Below are 20,324 nucleotides of genomic sequence, written 5' to 3' on the forward strand. Positions count from 1 at the left end.
CATAAGGAGCGAGTGTCATGACCCAATCAAAACGAGAACGTCGAACGTTTACACCCGAATTTAAAAAGCAAATGGTTCAGTTACATCAGAGTGGGAAATCGCGAGCTGCGATTGCTCGAGAGTATGATCTAACCCCGTCCTCTTTAGACAAATGGATCAAACAGGCAACGACATCTGGATCATTTAAGGAAAAAGATAACCGTTCTGAACAAGAGGAAGAACTCCAGCGATTACGTAAAGAATTGGCTCACGCCAAAATGGAAAATGATATTTTAAAGCAAGCCGCGCTGATCATGGGACGAAAGTAAATGTGATTCGGAATAACGCTCACAAATACTCGGTATCAGCAATGTGTGCCGTCCTAAACCTCTCTCGAAGTACGTACTATTATGCGATTAAACATACTCAACGTAAACCCAAAGAGGATGCGCTGACATCACTCGTTCGTCGGCTTTTTTTAGAAAATCGAGGGACTTATGGAACGCGTAAATTGAAAGCATTGCTTCTTCGAGAAGGGTACCATGTCTCGAGACGACGGATTGGCCGAATCATGGCTAGCCAAGGGTTGGTTTCCGTTTATACCGTTGCGAAATACAAACCCAAAAGAACACCGAGTAACGAGGCGGTCATTGCCAACAAGTTAAATCGCTCGTTTGCACAAGAAGAAGAACGACATAGTATCGTAAGTGATCTCACATATACACGCGTAAACAGGCGGTGGCACTATGTGTGTTTACTGCTTGATCTGTATAATCGAGAAGTGATCGGATGGAGTCACGGACCAAATAAAACGAGTGAACTTGTTAAAAAAGCCTTCGCTTCTGTCACTGGAGATTTACGAAAAATCACGCTTTTCCACACCGATCGAGGGAGTGAATTTACAAGCCGAGCCATTGACGAATCGCTTCTGGCGTTTGGGATTGAACGTTCGTTAAGTCTAAAAGGATGTCCCTACGATAATGCGGTAGCTGAATCGATGTTTCATATCGTGAAAGTCGAGTTCCTAAAGCGCTATACGTTCGACACAACCACGGACTTAGAACGTGAACTAGCTGACTATCTTCATTGGTATAACCATTTTCGCATACACGGAACCTTACAGTATCAAAGCCCGATTGAATTCAAACAAACCGCCCACAAAAAAAGTGTCTAGAAAAGTGTTGACGGTTCAAAGCGATTTGGCGAAGCATTTACTCAACAAACTTCATCGAGTCGTTTAACAAACAGCTAAAGAAATACAGCAAGCGCAAAGAACAATTCCCAAACGAATCTTCAATTGAACGCTTTTTGGTGCGCCAATTCGAGCCTTATAACCAAAAGTTTTCAACACGGTGTCACCTTGGATTTGAACTAGCACGTGCCGAATTATTGGAGATGTTTGATCAGAAATGAGCGTATGAGATGATTTAGTTACTAGGAATAGGGTTTCTATTTACACAAAATTCTTGACGGTTCCGAACCAATTATATTTTAAAGGTTATCTATAACATTAGAAATTAGTTTGACATTAGTAATTGAACATATAAATCGTCAAGTGAACTTTTGCGCTTTAGCGTATTATCACGTCAGTATAATAAATTGAAAAGTATTAACTTTTTATATAGTATTGCTTTTATTTTATATTGATGGTTAAATATTCTTTGTTATTAAAAAAAAATAAGGGGAGAGTCATTTGGAAATATACCGTTTTTCTAAAGAAATTAACACAGAGCTAAGATCTTTAAGGAAATCTAATAACTACAGAGGTATAATTGGAATTATCTATGACTTTTTAATTATTGCTTTAGCTATTTATCTTGGACAAATAAGTTGGTGGTTTTATCCGGTAGCTGTTCTAATTATAGGGGCTCGTCAGCGAGCTTTAGCAACAATATTGCATGATGCAGCACACAGTGTTTTGGCAAAAAACAGAAAAATAAATTACTTTTTAGGGACATATTTATCTGGATACTTAATAGGTCAAGAATATTATAATTATCGAGATTCACATTGCAAAGGACATCATCCTCATCTCGGTGATAAGGAAAAAGACCCTGATTATGTTTATCACTTAGAGGCAGGTTTATATCGTTTAAAGAATAGAAATCACTTTTTTGTAAAGTATGTATTAAAACCATTGTTTTTATTAAATATTGTCAGTTATAGTTATTATGTATTTAAGCATAGAATGTTGCAGTTTAAAAATTATCCAAGACAGTACATAAATCTGACGATATATTGGGTTTTAATATTATCCTTTATTTCGATTTTTGGATTTTTTACTGAATTTTTATTGTTTTGGATTATTCCTTACTTTACAGCTTTTATGGTTATAGGTTGGTTTATTGAAATGGCCGAACACTATCCTTTAGTTGATAAGTACAATAATAGTCTATATATGACTAGAAACCGGTTTAGTCATTGGCTAGAAGCATTCTTTTTAAGTATACATGCAGAAAACTATCATTTAACTCATCATCTAGCCTTAACTATTCCATATTGGAACGTACCTAAAGCACATAAGGCTATGATGAAAGACCCAAATTATAAACGTGCAAATGAACAAATGGGTGGGGTGTTCATATCGTCAAACAAGAATACTGCATTAATATGGGATTTATTAAAAAATAATAAGTTACCTAATTTGAAAAATGAAGAAAGTGAAGGAATAAAAGATTTATGAATAAATTATACATAATAGGTATCTTGTTAGCCATTGGTGCTGGTGTAGCGAATGGTACGGTAGGAGTATTAAGCAAAGGAATTTTTGAGTATAACCTTACTCCAACTGCTGTATCATTTTATAAATGCTTTATTGCATTCATAGCATTATCAATTATAATTTTTTCTAAGAAGAGTTTAAGGGAAAAGTTATTTAAAGATATTAAAGTGTTCAAATTAGCGGTTTGTTCATTTTTGGGAATATTTGTTCTCTATTATTTTGAAACTACAGCCTATAATTATACAACCGTTCCAACTGTGGTGTTTATATTACTCGGGACTTCGGTGGTCGTTACATTTATATTGAGCACTTTTTTATTAGCAGAGAATAAAAAGACACATCAATATATAGGCTTTATATTATTAGTAATAGGCCTAGCTTGTATGATAGGCTATCAACAGATGAATTTTGTCTTTAATATAGGTATATTGCTTGCAATAATCGCAGGGGTAGGATATGGATTATTTTTAGTTTTAACCAAAAAATTCCGGATAGATGGTGGGTTAATCTCACTTTGGTATCTAATAGGTTTTGGATGTGTCTATTTAATTATTCCTTTTACAATTGAAGGAGTTGTTTTGCCTCAAACTGAGACTGTGATCCCTTTGTTAGCTCTTGCCATACTTCCTACATTAGTAGGATTTTATTGTACTGTAAAAGCTTTAACCTTAATTGAAGCAAACAAAGTCCAACTGTTTGAGTTAACCGAGCCAATTTTTGCGTCTATATTTGCTTATATATTCTTTTTGGAAATAATTGAAGGATTTGAATGGGTTGGTGCTTTTCTAATTCTATTAGCTATGTATTTCTCAGAATTTGGTGAGAGATTTAGTCTGAAAAGGAGAACAGCTAATTTGTTAGATAAGCAGAGGTAATAATTTTATAAGAGCTTCCTTTTCTGGAAGTTCTCTTTTTTTGTTGCAAATTAGTATCTTTAATTTTCTTTTCAAATAACCTCATTAGCCCTATTAATGGATGTTAATTTTGTACGTTCTTCAACTAAAGTCTCCGTCAACTAAACAAGTTTAAACCCTTATTAACATGCTTGTTAGCTCCTTAAAGTCTTTCTCATTACGTCAACTTCCTTACTTTCAACATTGAATTCGCATTTATTTGAAATTCGTAGTTGACGGCTATTTCTGTGACTTCATAACCCCGAATTTTTAAAGATTTGATTATGTTATCTAATTCTTTATACCTTTTTCCTTCTAAGTTCACTAATGGGAAAATACGTAACTCTAGCTTTGTTACTCTTAACAACTCTTCTAAAGTATAAATATGAAATGGATAGTCTAATCTATCATCATACATAAATAAAAAGTGAGCAGACAGAACGATATCAAATTGATCGTCTTTAAACGGTAATGTAGGTAAGGTAACAGGAATGTACTTTTCAGCATTCTCTATCATGTCATTTGAACAATTTGTTAAGGCGCTAACTCTATGAGATTTTAAATCTGGTATGTCGCTAAAGTAATTCCAATTATAGTTACCAAACGCTTTTTCCATATGAACCATCGCATGTTCAATATCTTGTAGGCCTTTTGATAAAAGTAAATTGCCAGAGTGATAATAAGCAATATCACAAGCAATAATGTCTAACCCTAACTTGTTACCTACAGCAGTAAAAGAACATGCACCTGCAGGGCAATCAAGAACTTTTTTTCCAAACAACTCCTCTTCTGAAAGCAAGAACATATTAAGATATTCCTCATAAGTTCTTCCAATAAAAACGATACGTTCTAAATCTAACTTTTTACTGTTCTCAACTCCGCTCAAGATAGCTCACCTCAACTAATGAATGATAGTAACGCACATTATATCATTCGAGATGAAATCTATAGCACCTTCTTAAATAAATCCGCCCCTTTCATTACATGAGAATAAGGAAAAACCGTTATGGAAATGTAGTACAAGATGTAATCAGTTTAACGTCGATTTCTAAATAAACGGTTCTATCATCTATGTACTAGTCAGTTTGCACACCAAATTGCTAACAAACCAATCACAATCAGATGGAATTAACGAGATCGAACAGGGGAGAAGGACACCAACAATCCTATTCTCATGGGCTTCATGGAAAAGTGGAGTCCGTGTAAAACCCCTGATACAGAAATGGTAAGGTATAAAGTGGTGGAGCTCAGCAAAATTCTATTTTTAAGCACCTTCGTAAGTACTGTCGCATTAGGCTTTTTCATTAATAGAAAATCTCTAAGTTTATTCAAAAATAGAATTGCAAACCTTTATTACATTAAAGTGAAATAGTCTTATAATAAAAAGTTTATTTAAACTTATGGCAAATATAAAAAAAGACGCTTGTTCATGAACCTCACCTCCAATTGTTAGTGGAGTTTAACAATTGGGAACTTGATTCAAGATAAGCGTCCTTTATGGTATATTAGTGAGCAGCTTTATAGAACAACTAAAGCCCCCCGATTTTTGAATAAGTAAAAGGCGTTCATTAATTTCATGCCCTTACTCATACATTAACTTTATAATTCAATGCTAACTCGTCCCCAGGAAATCCCCTTATTCCCCAGTTATGTTTTGGTGTTTCAAAAATTGTAATTTCAATATCTAGAGGAGATATACTCAAATCACTATTTATACGTTCAAATAGTAGCTTTAGTAATTGTTTTTTTGCTTCTACCGTTCTACCTTCAAACATACTAATTTCAATCACGGTATATGCTTCAGTTCTCCCGCTTGCAAAATAAAAGTCTTCTTTGTCCATAGGAAAAAAACGATGAAATTTCTTATTTGGGGGAATTTCTAGTGCTTCCATCATACATGAATGAATAACATTTGATAATGTTCCCTTAATTAGATTTAACTTTTCTTTAACTCCATAAATTTTAATCTGTGCCATTCTCATCTCACCTTTCTCATCTCAGCTAAACTCGGCTAAGAATAATCAACATTCTATAAAGAGGTTAGAAATTCCTTCTTCAAGTATTCTGTCTCGTCAGTTTAATACTGTTTATTTCGTTAATGGTTCATTATAAATAGAAAGAGTTTATTCTATTACATTATGCTAAAAAAAGTTTGCAAACCAAATTGCTAACAAACCAATCACAAACAGGTGGAATAGATAAGATCTGAGAGGGGAGAGAGGCACCAATAATCCAGTATTAATGGGCTTCACGGAAAACCACTGATACAGAAATGGTAAGGTATAAAGTGGTGGTGCTCAACAATTTTTTGTTTTTTACCACCTTCGTAAGTACTGTCACATTAAGCTTTTTCATTAATGGAAAAGCTTTTAATTTATTCAGATTACAAACCTTTATTACGTTAAAATGCTGATATTCATGAGAAGAGATTGCATTTTTTGGAGGAATAAGTGAAAAAGGAGATTGCTCAATTTGGTAACTACAAAAATATACAAGCTCAAGGAACTTGTATACGAATAGGTTGTTATTTTAAGGTAAGCTTTAATGCCTCTTGATCCAACTCTGTATGAATATCATATTTTTGCTTATGGTAATCCGATATGTTGTCTGTAAAAGTTGCTGAATGCAATAGGCTTGCTGTGTTTATACTGACATCTTTTACTTCGCTTGCTATTACTAAATCGTTTAGACGCTCAAGCAAACTTTTAACAAATTCCCCATCTTGATCTGCGAGTATGGTTTCGGTATGTTTTAACCGAACCGAAGTTGTATCCATCTTGTCTCGAATACGGCTAAGTTTAGTACGGGCGTTTTCTTCAAAGCTAGTTTCATCAAAAGAGAATTTATATGTACCTACATTAGGATTTAGCCAATCGAACATTATGTATACCTCCTTATCGAAGTTTTGCAGCTAACTCAATGTCAGTATCAAATAACACATGCATTGTTTCTTTATAGGCATCTATTATACTTTCAAGTTCACTAATATCTTGTTGATACAGTTCTATCATATCCCTTTATAAGTTTTCCTACATACCGTTAATGATACAAGGAGGATGTTTATGGACATGTCAAATTGGATTGCGGCAATTGCGGTTGTTTTATCAGGTATAGGAATCTATTTAAGTTATAAAAATCATAGAATAACGAGATTATGGGAGTTCTATAAGGAAAATAAAAGACAAAGCGAGCAAGAAGAGCAAATCAATGATGCTAAAAACACGAGTAGAGTATCTTTAATTCCCTACTTTCATCTGTTGTTAGTTCAAGAGATCTTTATAAAAAATATCTCTGGTGAAGAAAACCTGATTCTCCCAATCTCTTTGATTAACGTGGGCCGAGAAACTGCGACAAACATCCAACTTGTGAGAATAAAGGTTAATCATCCTACTTTCAGCATATACCGCAATAACGCAATAATCGGCACGATCTGCCACCGGTAACAAGAGGGCCTATATCGTCGCTTTTATGAGGAAAGAAGTCGGACGCAGCAGTGGACAGTGACTCTAAGAGTGGATGACTAGATGGAGATTGCGAATTTGGAACATCAAGTTGAGTTAGAAGTGCACAAAAACGATGAGTGGATTTTACTAGGGAGTAATAAAAAAGACTAGTGGGCTTATAACCCACTAGTCTTACTTATTTATTATCTTGTATCTACTTTATCACTCATTGGAGTGATCGAAGGACTATAAGTAGTAGATCCAACAATAATAAATGATAAAATAGCTAAAGCACAGATGAACTTTTTCATTCTTGATTACCTCCTAATATTTGAGAATTAATACGTGTTTTAAACGCAAACGTCATATATTTTAAAGCAAGTTCAAACTCATTTCGTTCTTTAAATATCATTGAAATTTCTTCTGCTACTAAAGAGGCTGAACAATTTAATTTTACAAGTTTATCAAGTTGATTATCAAGCTCTTTTTCTGAAAACTCTTCATAAATAGAGAAAATAATTTTTAATCTTGCCAGGTATTCAACTTGACCAAATCTTTTTGCCTCTTGTAATGCAGTATGGTACATATTATATGCTTCTTTATCGCTAATACGATACAAAACGCTGGCAAGGTTAGTTTTCGTTTTTATTCCAAAGACGCTCTCACGATGTTCTTTAATTGCGAGTGCAGAAACGAAGTAATTTTGTGCTTTTTGCAATTCGTTCTTTCTCATTGACAATAGCCCTAATGCTCTATAAGCTAATGCATGAGTTTCAGGAAAAATTTTCGACTCACTAAGAGCGCGTTTGTAATAAGACTCACCATCGCCGTTTATATCTAGCTCAACAGCAATGCCCCCTAATGCAATATAACAATTTATTAATCGCTCTAAGTGGTTTTCATCTTTTTCGAAGATATTTACAGCCATTTCAAGATAACGTGTGGCTATAGTATATTGATCTATTTTATAGTAAGATAAACCGCAGAAGTGATAAAACTCTGCTTTCTCCATTTCATTGTTAACATTTTGTAACTCTTGTTCAGCTTTATTAAAAAGGGAAATAGCAGACTTATACCTTCCATAATAAAATTCATAGCGACCTAAATAATAATACTTGTTAAAATCGAGAAGGTAATCTGATTCGGTTTGTGGAAGGATTGGTTCTTGATCGTTAGCAATACGCTCGTTTACAATGTTGTGTTTGAAATCTAGAAGTTGGACATACGCTATAATCTTGTCATCTTCCTCAATGTCAGGCAGCTTTTCAAAAACGGTTGTCCTTAATTCTTCTGCTTTCTCAAGATCAAGTGCAGTAATGCAACTTGCCCACTGAACGCATAATTCTCCAATTTGTATTCCTTTTGTCGCTTTCACTCAATCACCTCATTTATTCACCGTTTTTTCTGATAATTACTTACAATTTTATACAACTTCTTAGTTAAAAGAAATGACTTGTTAATGTTTCCCAACAAAAAACAGAACTAAATACCTATATAATAGAGAGACGACTGGTAATAAAAGAGTAACAAATTCTGTTGAATAATGGATCGATCCACTTCTTTACCTATTATAAACATTTTCTTTTCGCTAATATGCTAATGTTGATACAATGTAAAATTTAAAACTATAAATCGTAGTAGGGAGGAATGAGTTTGAGAGAGCATAAAGCCGTATTATTTGATTTAGACGATACTTTACTTGATAGGAATAAGGCAGTAGATAACATGTTTTTACTTGTGATAGAAACATGCTATGAAAATGTTGGACAGGTAGCCGAAAGTGAAATGTTGATACGATTTAAGGAATATGATAAAAGAAGCTATGGTTATAGTGATAAGACCGAGCTTTTTGAATCCTTTTTTAATGAATTTCCACCAAACTATAGGTTGCCAAGAGATTCGATTCAAGATTTTTGGGATCATCATTTTCCCAATTGTTTTTCGATAGATCCAAATACGATAAATGTCGTAAACATGATTCAAAAGCAAGTTAAAGTGGCCATTATCACAAATGGTTCGACTCAGAGACAGAAAGCAAAAATAAGGAACACTAAATTAAATGATTGTTTTGATACAATCATTATTTCTGAAGAAGTGGGACTTAGTAAACCTGATAAACGCATATTTGATTTAGCATTAAATAAGCTTAATGTGCAACCGGAAACGGCATTATTCGTTGGAGATGATCTAGAAAAGGATATTAGTGGCTGTCAACATGCAAAGATAAAAGGCATATGGTTTAATCCTCATAAGATAACGAATGACACGGAAATAAAACCGTATGCAGAGATCCGCTCACTTAACAGATTATTAAGTTACTTTCCTTGAATTTAACCCTTAATTCCTTATCCTACTTTCAGTATATACCGCAACAATCCACACGATTTGCCACCGGTCATTTGCTAGTATGATTAAAAATACTTATCATTTTCGATCGTAAAAGCGAAATAGCACATCCTTGTTGTCTGTTATATCATTAAGAAAAACGTAAAGGATGAGTGAGAATATGTTTACATTGCAACCGATCGCAACCGTTAAAAACGACCGTTTAGTAGTTGAAGATGATCAGTGGGGTGAAGTAGTTTCGACAATAAAGTTTCATCCATCCATCAATCCAGTCGCATTGGAAGGGATAAGTTCGTTTTCACACTTGGAAATTATTTTTTGTTTTCATTTAGTAGAGGATCGTCATGTCCAATGGGAAGCTCGGCACCCCCGGAATAATAAAGAGTATCCGAAAGTAGGGATTTTTGCTCAAAGGGGTAAGAATCGACCAAATAAGCTTGGCGTGACAACGGTTAAGCTACTAGAGCATTCTTCTGCAGATGAACTCATTGTGAAGGGATTGGATGCAATTAATGGGACACCAATCATTGATATTAAACCAGTAATGAAAGAATTTTTGCCTTTCGAAAATGTAACCCAGCCCGAATGGGTATCCGACTTAATGGGACGATATTGGAAATGAACGATGACAAAAGTTCTTTTCATTCACATGCTTAAAATGGTATCAAAGCCACAGAAGCAAGGCATATAGATTTTTTGTTCTTGAGTGAGGCCAACTAGCAGAGAATTTTTGGACTACGTCTGTTCAAACATGTTGTTTCTATTTCTGTGAGGTTTAAAAACTATATTTGTATAAAAATAGGTTGACTCTCTAATCAAGCTTTGATACACTCAAATCAAATTAAAGGATTGTCACTGATTCGATCAGGCATGACCTAGGTAAAATAGAGATGTTGCGTTTGCGACAGCTGTGTTTTATCTAGGTTTTTTTGTGCCTATATGAACATTGGGAGGGACTGTTTAGATGGAACATAAACAAAACGAGACGTTTTCAAGTGATTTTTTGTGGGGAGCAGCTACTTCATCTTTTCAAGTAGAGGGCGCACAAAATGAAGGTGGAAAAGGGCTCTCTGTTATTGATGTGATGAAAAAGAACCCAAAAATTACTGATTTTTCAGTTGCGATTGATCATTACCATCGCTATAAAGAAGATGTAAAGTTAATGGCGGATTTGGGCTTGAAAGTCTATCGCTTTTCGATTGCTTGGACACGTATTTTTCCAAAGGGGAATGGAGAAGTCAATGAAGAGGGCGTGGCGTTCTACAATGATTTAATTAATGAATTGGTGTCTTACAACATTGAACCGCTCATTACTATTTATCATTTTGATTATCCGCAAGATTTAGTGGAACAATATGGAGGATGGATGTCGAGAAAAAGCATTGAAGATTACCGTGCGTATGCTGAATTTTTGTTTAAAACGTTTGGTGATCGCGTGAAGTATTGGTTAACGATCAATGAGCAAGATCACGTCGTACGTATTCCTAGTCGCCTAGGGTTAACCGGGGATGATCGGTACGAACAAATGAGGTTAGGCTATCAGGCCAACCACAATATGTGTGTAGCGACGGCTTTGACGATTAAGACGTTCCATGAGCTAGGCATGAAAGGGAAAATTGGGCCGGCTGTTTCGTATTCAATGGTTCATCCAGCGAGCGCTCATCCTGATGATCATTTAGCAAGCAAAGATGCGATGTTAATTAAACATAATTATCTTCTTGATCTTCATTGCAGAGGGGAGTACTCGAAGCCATTTCAGACGTACCTCGCAGATCGGAATTATATGCCGCAAATAGAAGACGGCGATTTGGATTTAATGAAGCAATACCCACCAACGATGATTGGGGTTAATTACTATTTCTCGGAAACGGTCACATCGTTCCCGGCGACAGAAGAATTTCCGATTGGGTATCAAAAAGAAGCGCTTTTAGCAGAAGCTGAAGCTGGCGTCTTTCAAGTGGTGAAAAACGATCGTTTACAAGCGACTGATTGGGGTTGGGAGATTGATCCGGTTGGTTTGCGTCTTACATTAAGAGAGCTCAATGAACGGTATCAACTGCCTATCATTATTACGGAAAATGGTATGGGTGCCTATGACGAACTTGACGAGGGGGACATGGTGCACGATGATTACCGGATTGCTTATCTTAATGAACATATTAAACAAGTACAGCTCGCATTAAACGATGGTGTTGATGTGTTTGGGTATTGTGCATGGACGTTTATTGATGTTGTAAGCGGACGCAATGGAATGGACAAGCGATACGGATTTGTTTACGTCGACCGTGAAAATTTTGATTTAAAAGAGATGCGTAGAATTAAAAAGAAAAGCTATTATTGGTATCAAAGTATGATCGAATCCAATGGGAAGCGGTTAACGTAATCTAACGCAGTAGAGGACGTTGGCTTCAGTCAATGTGAATGCGAGGAAAAGGATATGCAAATCAAAAAAGTATTTAACAATAATGTCTCTCTAGTAGTGGACGGAGAAGCAGAAAAAATTATTATGGGTAAAGGCGTCGGTTTTCAGAAGAAAACAGGGGATGAGGTGGATGCAGAGCTTATTGAAAAAACATTCGTCTTGTCGTCTGGAAATCATCAGTCAGAAAAATTATCTGCGTTTTTTGATGAAGTCCCGCTCCATATTGTTTCTCTAACCAGCGATCTCATTCAAAAAGGAAAACAGAGATTGGGAGAGCATATTGGCGATCACTTGCTTGTGCCGCTTGCTGATCACATTTGGTTTGCGATTGAGCGTTTAAATGAAGGCATGGAAATGGACTACCCATTAAAGTGGGAGATGAAGCATTTATATGCAGAAGAATACCAGTTTGCGAAGGGCGCATTAGATCGAATTAAATCCGTCACGGGACAACCGTTGCCAGATTCGGAAGTGGTTCCCATTGCGATGCATTTTGTTAACGCGCGCTACGGAGCAACAGATTATCATCAAACGTATGAAATGACAGCAATTGTATCTAAAGTCATTGACGTTGTTCATTACCATTACTTCATTGATCTTGATGAAGATTCCCTTCATTATGCCCGGTTTATTACGCATTTGCGTTATTTCGTCTTGAGACAAATGTCAGGAGACGCGCACATACCGACTGATACGGGCATTAGTGGAATGCTTCAAGAGAAGTACCCTAAGGCGTACGAATGTGCATTAAAAATCAAGAAACTACTCGAAAGTCAAATGGGATGGGTTGTGGACAATGATGAAGTCACGTACTTAACCATTCACATTCAGCGCTTAACGTATCAAACGGAATAAAACAATAGGATTGTTACTGGTAAAGCAGGCATGACCTAATAAGGCGATAGGGAAGAATGCAATTCTTTCTATTATCTTATTAGGTCATTTTTTTATATAGTTTCTCAAATTCGATTGAGGTGAAAGCGAAATGGATCATAAAAAAGTGGCTACAACCATTTTAGAACATGTTGGTGGGAAACAAAATGTGGAACATGTCACTCATTGTTATACACGATTACGTTTTAATTTGCATGACAATGAAAAGGCAAAAAAAACAGCGATTGAGAAACTTCCAGGCGTCATTCGGGTGCAAGAACAAAGCGGGCAGTTCCAAGTTGTCATTGGGAATGAAGTGTCCAAAGTCTTTAAGGAATTAAAGGTAGAAGAGAAGTCAAATGCACAGAAGACAGAAGGCTCGAATAAGAAGAAACAGAAAAAGGGCAATCCAATCGGACGCTTTTTTGAAGTCATCGCTGCAATCTTTACTCCTGTTATTCCAGCAATTGCCGGAGCTGGTTTAATCAAAGGGATTTTAGGGCTCATTACGACATTTGGTTGGGCGGCCCCAGACCAAGATGCGATGATTTTGTTAAATGTAGTGGCAGACACCGTGTTTTATTTCTTACCGTTCTTCCTAGCGGTTTCCGCAGCGAGAAAATTTAACACAAATGAATTTATTGCGCTCGCCCTTGCTGGAGGATTAATGTATCCGACAATCCTCCAAGGTGCACAAGCCATTGCAGAAGGTGGAGCTGAAGGATTAAATATTTTAGGCTTACCATTGCCATTTATTCAATATAGTTCAACCGTTATTCCGATTATTATCTCTGTATGGATCTTAAGTTACGTGAGCCGCTGGGTTGATGCGGTTATGCCCAATGCGGTTCGAATTATCTTCACTCCAACAATCGTTCTTCTTATTATGATTCCATTACAACTTATTGTAGTCGGACCGTTAGGCTCATACTTAGGCTTGGGTCTCGCCGACGGGGTTACATGGCTATTTGAGCAAGCGGGCATTCTTGCTGGTGGTTTATTAGGTGCTGCGCGTCCATTAATGGTGATCGTTGGCATGCATTATGGATTGATGCCGATTGCGATTCAAAATATCGCTGTTCTCGGATTTGATTATTTGCTACCGGTATTCTTCATGGCAAACATGGGACAAGCGGCCGCCGCATTAGCGGTTTGGATCAAAACGAAAAACAAACCGTTAAAAACCATCGCGGCATCTTCTACCGTTTCCGCGTTTCTCGGTATAACGGAACCAGCAATGTATGGGGTAAACTTACGACTCAAGAAACCATTTATTGCTGCTTTAATTGGAGCAGGTGTCGGCGGCGCGTTTATTACTGGTTTTGGTGTAACTGCATCGGCTTTTGTTTTGCCAGGCTTAACAGCACTACCTGTCTTTACTGGTCCGCAGTTTATTTTCTTAATTCTAGGATTTGTCATTAACATTGCAATTACGATGGGACTGACATTCTTTCTTGGCTTTAAAGATCCGGAAGACTCGACGGATGAAGAAGAAAATAAAGAAGAACAAACAACTGATCAGATGATTGTAGCTAGTCCGTTATCTGGAAAAATCATCCCGCTTCAGGAAGTACAAGATCCAACGTTCTCCGAAGAAATAATGGGGAAAGGGATTGCGGTGGTCCCTGTTGAAGAAGAAGTGCGTGCGCCATTTGATGGCACGATTGTGACGTTTTTCAAAACGAGTCATGCGATCGGCATTCGATCGGATGAAGGGATAGAAGTACTGATTCATGTAGGTTTAGATACAGTCAACTTAGATGGAACACACTTTGATGCAAAAGCAGAACAAGGGCAGCGTGTTAAAAAAGGAGACCTTCTCCTTGCTTTTGACAGAAAAGCAATTGAAGAAGCAGGCTATTCCCTTGTTACGCCAATCATCGTGACGAATACGAATGAATACGATGAGGTGATTGCACATACTGAAACGGAAGATGTCCAATTTGGTGCGAACTTGATTGAAGTGAAAAAATCATAAAGCAGACAACGAAAAACCGTAAATTCTAGAAGGATTTACGGTTTTTTTGTGTGCAATTCGTGCGTTTAACAAGCAATAGGGATTAGTCAATGAGCCAAACAAAAGAAAAGCAGCGAGATCAGACTTAGAGGAAGGAGATCAGACTTCGAGGGAAGGAGGTCAGACTCCTTACCAAAAGCTCTAACTTAAAGAAAGGTGTAAGCAATAGTTAGCATCTCACGTCATTAAACCTTTAAATAATAGAAAGTAAACTTAATTTAGAAAAGGAGTGTTTGAATGAAGGTAAACACAGACAGCATGTGTACATGTTTTCAAAAAATGCCATTGTTGCTACAACGGTTCGATCTGGTACAACGATAACGTTTGAAACGTTGATGCGTTCTCGACAAATAGTGGACGAGCATTCGACGTTTGATGAGAATGCCATGAGTGCAGTGAATCCTGCTACTGGTGCAATTTACGTGGAAGAAGCTGAAGTTGGTGATACGTTAAAAGTTGACATTCATTCAATTGAACTAGCGAATCAAGGCTAAAGAAAAGCAGCGATAGACTGCTTTTCTTCTATACATTTCATAAAATAAAAATGAAGTAGGTAGGTAAAGAGAAGAAGAGTCAAGATTGAATTGCCATGGGGATAAAGAGGGAGGTTTAACTAGGTGGCGGTACGAATAGGAAAGCACTCTTGCTATTCCTATTCGCGCCGAGCTGACCGTGAACGTACTTCACAATGAAAAGAGCATGTGAATCGCTTGCCACTAATAGCGTAACAAACGCTTAATTACTCAAAACACTATCTTCTTTTGTATAAAAGTATTCCCATTCAATTCCGTCAGGATCAGTCACCCAAAACTTATCTTGAATGGCATAGCAACAAGTCACGTCCATTTCTTCTCTTGCAAAAAACCCTGCTTTTTCTAATCTTTTTTTGTGTTCGAGGACCTCTTCCTTCGAATCAACTTGTACGCCTAGGTGGTTCATTTGATTTCCGCTTACATCCTCTCGTTCCGTTAGCGTTAAATTTAAATTTGGGTCTTGAGTTAGAAATTTCACATAGTCGTTTTTAACTTTAACTGGCTTTATATCGAGAAATCTTTCGTAGAAATCTTGACTTTTCTTTAAATCCTGCACATTTAAACCAATATGTACATAAATCATATCATCATCTCCAAATCCATTTTATTAGTTGTCAGGTTTGTGGTGAAAAACATCGCTTGTTTAAACTGATTTGATCATCGATATAGAGTAGTGTTCATGTGTATTTCAACACCTCCGATCAACTTTTTTTGATTTGACATTTATAATTAAAACCGTTACTAAGACGGTTTTAATACACAACATAGATTCTCTGATAATAAATTATCCACTTCTTCTTCGTTAATACTGTAGTAGCTCCATTTTCCTCTTGCCTCGACGTTTAATAAATTCGCGTCAACAAGGATTTTAAGATGATAGGATAATTTTGATTGACTCATATTCATATCTTCAGTCATATCGCATACACATGTTTTCCCTTGAATACTTAGTAGGTTCAAGAGACGAAGGCGCTTGGCATCAGCTAACGCTTTAAACTTAGTTTCATAAACGCTTAGCTCTTCATTGGATAGACCTAGCGTTTGTAAACGTTGATTCATTTAATCACTCCTCATATCAAATCAACATTTATTGATTTGATTAAAGCATACACTTTTCCATTCGTTAAATCAAGTGTTTTTGATTTGATCGTTTTACTGAGGGAGCTGGAAACAGTCTTTTTGCTAATGAACGCGCCGTTACGTATAGTTATACGAGCCTTGCAACGATCGATCTATTCATTACTTTTTCTTTCCCAGTCGCTTAAATACATACGTTCCATCATCCCTTTAGGGTTATCTATTTTACATATAAGCTCTAAACTATTTCCGTCAGGGTCATTAAAGTGAATTTTGGCATGTGCATATTCTTTATGGGGTAGAACAAAAGGTTCTATTGGACTAAAGCCAAAAGCTTCTCTTGGTTCAAATCCTTTCGCTTTTAACCAAGATACACTTTTCTTTAATCCTTCTAACGTTACTTGAAAGGCAATATGTCTTATAGAAGGGTGATAGTCGAGATTAACATTGGTCGATTGCCATAAACCTAACCAACTCTTATCTTTTTCAATCCATAAAAAAGCTAAATGTTGATCGACGATGTGATCGAGCTCTAGTCCTAACTGACAATAAAAGTGAATCGATTTTTCTAAGTTACTTACGGGTAAATGTGCTTCATATAAGCCTTTTATCATGTTTGTTATGCCTCCACGTTTTTATTGATAAAGCTAGCGTATCGTTTCTGAAGGAATTTGGTAATAGGAATTGGTTTGAGTTTTTTATACTCCTTTTGATGTAGGCGGGAACCGGTATGAGATGGAAGTGGGTACGAATTTTAACGATACCGATAAATGAAATGTTTTAGGCATTAGACGATTGTAATCTTAGGGATTTATCACCAAAAACTGCAACTAGAGGGTACATCGCATGAAGATGCGACCAATCGTAGATGTACTTTTGATATTCCTGATTTCAATCCTATGTTATACTAAAGGGGTTTACGCCTCGTTTTCCTTAGTTAAACAGGAACCTTCCTTTTGATTCTTTCCCCTCACTCCTCCAATGCGAGCATTTGCGAAATTAAATAGGTTATTGAGGTGTAATTGATTTGAATTCATGGTACAAGTTAGATAACACTGCCAACATCTTTCACGCAGTTGAGCAAAAAGGGAACTCCTCAGTGTATAGGGTAGCATTAATGATGCATGGAACCGTTCAAAAAGAGCAGCTTCAGTTGGCATTGGATGATACAATAAACCATTTTAGTATGTTTTCTGTAAAGTTAAGTAAAGGGTTTTTTTGGGATTCGTTAGAAGAAAATAAAAAGAAGATACGTGTTGAACAAGAAATCGATACACCATGCTCTTCAATGGATTCTTTGAAAAACAATGGTCACTTAATAAGAGTTTTATATTTTAAAAAGAGAATTTCGGTTGAAATCTTTCACTCATTAACAGATGGTAATGGAGCGTTGGTCTTTTTAAAAGCGCTTGTCACCAATTATATTCACTATTGCGGGTACAACAAGGATCAAGATCTCAACCGGAATGCAGCTTACCCAAAACTAACGCCGTATGCTCTTGATGATAGCTATAAAAATTACACGACGGAAGAAAAATCATATAAAGAAACAAGTGGTCATGCTAATAAAGTGTATAAGTTACGAGGGACCGATATTGATTATACCGCGGTCACACAAGGAATTTTAGATGCAAATGAAGTGCGGAAAAGAGCAAAAATATACGGTGTATCCGTTACAGCGTTCTTAACGTCTGTTCTTATTCTATCGATTTTTAAAGCGAATTTAAGGTATCGGTTGTCTCAAGAAGAGATCATTATTGCCCTTCCTGTAGATTTGCGTAGTAACTTCCCTTCAGAATCGTTACGGAACTTCTTTTCCGTTATTAATGTTGGTACGAAAATTGAAGATCAAACCACAATGGAAGAGTTAACCGCACTCGTCTCTAAAGAGATGCAGATAAAGACGCAAAAAGAGTATTTGCAACATGCGATAAACAATCAAGTAAAATGGAAGCAGATGTTAAGTGCAAGATTCGTCCCAATCTTTATAAAATACATTTTTATGCGCTATGGGTTTACAACACTAGGGGAGAAGAAGAAGACGATGACTTTAACGAACTTAGGTAAAATTTCGTTACCTGATGAAGTAACCCCTTATGTAGAACATATGGAAGTATTGATGTATCCTACTCCACAAAGTCCGATCAATGTAGGCTCGATTACATTTAATAATCGACTTGTTTTATCTTTTACACGAAAAGTGGAAGAAATGGATGTGATTAGCCTCTTTTTTAAAGAGTTATCGACCATTCACAATTTAGATATTACACTTTATTCAAATGATAATAGGTGATCAAGAGATGAATGACTGTACGATCTGTCAAATAAAAACACCACATCATGTTTGTCCGGTTTGTCAGCATGAGCTGACGTCCGATCCACATTCAGAATCACTTTACCCAGAAGTTCAAACAACATTTCGGAAAAACTCAAAGAAGAAAATCATCTTCTTTATTATGATTAGCATGTTAGCCATATCCATTTTTATAAACTTTACGGTTTCGACAACGGTTCTTTGGTCATTGTATGTTTTAGGATCTGTGCTCTATGCCATCATCTTGATTAACCATACTTTTTTATCAGATGCCCATTCAGGCTCAAAAGTATTGCTACAACTATGCGGGTTGTCTTTGATGCTGATCCTATTTGATATCAACTCGGGTTTTTATCGTTGGTCGATTAACTACGTCGTCCCTTTTTTTGGCATAATGGCGATAACGGTTATTACCTTCTTTCTACTGCGTAACCCTAATGATTTAAAGATTTACTTTAAATATTATTTTTTCCTTTTGCTCATTAACCTTGTTCTAGTTGGACTCGTTAATTCTTCTTTATACTCAACGGTTCAATGGCCGAGTGCGATGTTTTTATTTTATTCTACGTTTATCTTGGGCGGTATTGTCTTTTTTTCTTATAGAAAAATGAAAGTAGAATTGAAGCGTTTCTTTCATTTCTAATTGTTGAGGGATAAACACCTCTTTGTTTATGCGAATAGGATAGCTCAAACGAAACGATACGCAGTTGAAGAAGTAAAAACAAGGAGATCCGTGTATTTCCGTGGTAAGATTTAGCAAGAGGCTTTAAAAAGATGCAGCGAAACGAACGAACACGTGCTTTTTGTTGACAACTCATTCAACGCACCTTTTGTTGAAGAAAAAACGGTTCCGCTTAGAACTTAAATAAAATACGAATCAGTAGATACGATAAAAAGTGAGGATATACGATGATTGCAAAGACTGAAGAGGATTTTAACGGATTAAAAGAAATAGGTAAAATTTGTGGAACGATTCGAGATGAATTAGTCCAGTCTACCAAACCTGGAATCACAACGAAAGCACTCGATGAAATAGCCGGAGTGATGTTTGAAAAAGCAGGAGCTGAATCTGCGCCAAAAGGGATATACGATTTCCCAGGGCATACATGTATTAGCATCAATGAAGAAGTAGCGCACGGGATACCAGGAGAACGGACGATCCAAGAAGGGGACCTTGTTAATATTGACGTTTCTGGTTCGAAAAACGGTTATTTCGCAGATACTGGAATTTCTTTTGTTGTTGGAGAAGGCGAGAAGGGATTACAGAAAATATGTGACGTGGCGAAAGAAGCATTTGATGCTGGACTTAAGAAGGCAAAACCAGGTTCGAAAAAAAGTGGGCTTGGAAAAGCTGCACACAACGTAGCAAAACAGCATGACTTAACGGTCATTAAAAATCTTACTGGACACGGTGTCGGTCGCTCCATCCATGAAGCGCCAGACCATATTTTCAGTTACTACTCCCCTTGGGATGATGAGATTTTAAAAGATGGTATGGTCATTGCCTTCGAACCTTTTGTTTCCACATTGGAAGAGGAAGTATTTCAATCCGATGATGGGTGGACCTTCTTAACCGAAAAAAGCATTGTGGCTCAATATGAACATACGATTATCCTTACGAAGGAAGGTCCGATTATTACTACATTGTAAACGTTGTTTAAAGGAAAAGCTCAACAAACATCTAATTGTTTGTTGAGCTTTTTTT

Annotated in this window: 20 protein-coding genes and 1 pseudogene; 14 read left to right on the top strand and 7 right to left on the bottom strand. The window is 36.5% G+C overall.

Going from position 1 to position 20,324, the window contains the following annotated elements; genetic code table 11:
• Positions 1–17: 17 nt before the first annotated feature.
• The 4 genes and pseudogenes from BK584_RS21905 (at position 18) to BK584_RS21920 (ending at position 3,576) form a co-directional block, all read left to right on the top strand.
• Positions 18–1,153, top strand: a protein-coding gene (locus tag BK584_RS21905) for an IS3 family transposase (RefSeq protein ID WP_139365657.1) whose coding sequence is annotated in 2 segments (ribosomal slippage) — positions 18–273 and positions 273–1,153 — 1,137 coding nt in all. Because the reading frame shifts where the segments join, the coding sequence is not laid out codon by codon here.
• 20 nt (positions 1,154–1,173) lie between these two features.
• Positions 1,174–1,392: pseudogene (locus tag BK584_RS21910) on the top strand (transposase); the annotation flags it as partial.
• A 280-nt stretch (positions 1,393–1,672) separates the two neighbouring features.
• Positions 1,673–2,662: a guanitoxin biosynthesis L-arginine gamma (S) hydroxylase gene (gene gntB, locus BK584_RS21915; protein WP_078394564.1), complete on the top strand. Its 990-nt coding sequence runs from the start codon at positions 1,673–1,675 to the stop codon at positions 2,660–2,662.
• A complete protein-coding gene (locus tag BK584_RS21920; protein ID WP_078394565.1) occupies positions 2,659–3,576 on the top strand; it encodes a DMT family transporter in 918 nt (305 codons plus the stop codon). Before gntB ends, BK584_RS21920 begins: the two co-directional genes overlap by 4 nt.
• Before the next feature lie 196 nt (positions 3,577–3,772).
• On the opposite strand, the gene BK584_RS21925 is transcribed toward BK584_RS21920, so the two are convergent.
• The 3 genes from BK584_RS21925 to BK584_RS21940 all read right to left on the bottom strand — a co-directional run bounded on the left by BK584_RS21925 (position 3,773) and on the right by BK584_RS21940 (position 6,475).
• Complete coding sequence (locus tag BK584_RS21925; RefSeq protein WP_078394566.1) at positions 3,773–4,480, bottom strand: class I SAM-dependent methyltransferase; 708 nt, start codon at positions 4,478–4,480, stop codon at positions 3,773–3,775.
• Between the two features lie 700 nt (positions 4,481–5,180).
• The gene (locus BK584_RS21935; RefSeq protein WP_078394568.1) at positions 5,181–5,570 is read right to left on the bottom strand and encodes a tautomerase family protein; all 390 of its coding nucleotides are present in this window, start codon (positions 5,568–5,570) and stop codon (positions 5,181–5,183) included.
• Positions 5,571–6,118: 548 nt separating this feature from the next.
• A complete protein-coding gene (locus BK584_RS21940) occupies positions 6,119–6,475 on the bottom strand; it encodes a hypothetical protein (RefSeq protein WP_078393457.1) in 357 nt (118 codons plus the stop codon).
• A gap of 181 nt (positions 6,476–6,656) precedes the next feature.
• On the opposite strand from BK584_RS21940, the gene BK584_RS21945 reads away from it, so the two are divergent.
• Positions 6,657–7,037 (top strand): hypothetical protein, encoded by a 381-nt coding sequence (locus BK584_RS21945; protein ID WP_078394569.1) that lies wholly within the window; start codon positions 6,657–6,659, stop codon positions 7,035–7,037.
• Positions 7,038–7,344: 307 nt separating this feature from the next.
• Here BK584_RS21945 and BK584_RS21950 read toward each other — a convergent pair whose 3' ends face one another.
• Positions 7,345–8,412, bottom strand: a complete 1,068-nt coding sequence (locus BK584_RS21950) for a response regulator aspartate phosphatase (RefSeq protein WP_078394570.1) — start codon at positions 8,410–8,412, stop codon at positions 7,345–7,347.
• 278 nt (positions 8,413–8,690) lie between these two features.
• Between BK584_RS21950 and BK584_RS21955 the strand changes: the two genes are divergently transcribed.
• The 6 genes from BK584_RS21955 (at position 8,691) to BK584_RS21980 (ending at position 15,189) form a co-directional block, all read left to right on the top strand.
• Entirely contained in the window at positions 8,691–9,365 is a 675-nt protein-coding gene (locus BK584_RS21955) for an HAD family hydrolase (RefSeq protein WP_245808938.1), read from the top strand.
• A gap of 178 nt (positions 9,366–9,543) precedes the next feature.
• A complete protein-coding gene (locus BK584_RS21960) occupies positions 9,544–10,005 on the top strand; it encodes an SAM-dependent methyltransferase (protein WP_078394572.1) in 462 nt (153 codons plus the stop codon).
• 342 nt (positions 10,006–10,347) lie between these two features.
• Positions 10,348–11,766, top strand: a complete 1,419-nt coding sequence (locus BK584_RS21965) for a glycoside hydrolase family 1 protein (protein ID WP_078394573.1) — start codon at positions 10,348–10,350, stop codon at positions 11,764–11,766.
• 54 nt (positions 11,767–11,820) lie between these two features.
• A complete protein-coding gene (locus BK584_RS21970) occupies positions 11,821–12,660 on the top strand; it encodes a PRD domain-containing protein (protein WP_078394574.1) in 840 nt (279 codons plus the stop codon).
• A gap of 130 nt (positions 12,661–12,790) precedes the next feature.
• Positions 12,791–14,656: a beta-glucoside-specific PTS transporter subunit IIABC gene (locus BK584_RS21975; RefSeq protein WP_078394575.1), complete on the top strand. Its 1,866-nt coding sequence runs from the start codon at positions 12,791–12,793 to the stop codon at positions 14,654–14,656.
• A 272-nt stretch (positions 14,657–14,928) separates the two neighbouring features.
• Complete coding sequence (locus BK584_RS21980; RefSeq protein ID WP_078394576.1) at positions 14,929–15,189, top strand: acetamidase/formamidase family protein; 261 nt, start codon at positions 14,929–14,931, stop codon at positions 15,187–15,189.
• 241 nt (positions 15,190–15,430) lie between these two features.
• On the opposite strand, the gene BK584_RS21985 is transcribed toward BK584_RS21980, so the two are convergent.
• The 3 genes from BK584_RS21985 to BK584_RS21995 form a co-directional block, all read right to left on the bottom strand.
• Positions 15,431–15,811 (bottom strand): ArsI/CadI family heavy metal resistance metalloenzyme, encoded by a 381-nt coding sequence (locus BK584_RS21985; RefSeq protein WP_078394577.1) that lies wholly within the window; start codon positions 15,809–15,811, stop codon positions 15,431–15,433.
• A 158-nt stretch (positions 15,812–15,969) separates the two neighbouring features.
• A complete protein-coding gene (locus tag BK584_RS21990; RefSeq protein ID WP_078394578.1) occupies positions 15,970–16,287 on the bottom strand; it encodes an ArsR/SmtB family transcription factor in 318 nt (105 codons plus the stop codon).
• A 173-nt stretch (positions 16,288–16,460) separates the two neighbouring features.
• On the bottom strand, positions 16,461–16,919 hold the full coding sequence (locus BK584_RS21995) for a VOC family protein (RefSeq protein WP_078394579.1): 459 nt from the start codon (positions 16,917–16,919) through the stop codon (positions 16,461–16,463).
• A gap of 413 nt (positions 16,920–17,332) precedes the next feature.
• Between BK584_RS21995 and BK584_RS22000 the strand changes: the two genes are divergently transcribed.
• The 3 genes from BK584_RS22000 to map all read left to right on the top strand — a co-directional run bounded on the left by BK584_RS22000 (position 17,333) and on the right by map (position 20,269).
• Positions 17,333–18,598: a hypothetical protein gene (locus tag BK584_RS22000; RefSeq protein WP_078394580.1), complete on the top strand. Its 1,266-nt coding sequence runs from the start codon at positions 17,333–17,335 to the stop codon at positions 18,596–18,598.
• A gap of 7 nt (positions 18,599–18,605) precedes the next feature.
• Positions 18,606–19,262, top strand: coding sequence for a DUF6320 domain-containing protein (locus BK584_RS22005; protein WP_078394581.1), 657 nt, complete (start codon positions 18,606–18,608; stop codon positions 19,260–19,262).
• Positions 19,263–19,528: 266 nt separating this feature from the next.
• A complete protein-coding gene (gene map, locus BK584_RS22010) occupies positions 19,529–20,269 on the top strand; it encodes a type I methionyl aminopeptidase (RefSeq protein ID WP_078394582.1) in 741 nt (246 codons plus the stop codon).
• Positions 20,270–20,324 lie beyond the last annotated feature (55 nt).

The sequence above is a fragment of the Shouchella patagoniensis genome, from assembly GCF_002019705.1.
Classification (GTDB): Bacteria; Bacillota; Bacilli; order Bacillales; family Bacillaceae_D; genus Shouchella; species Shouchella patagoniensis.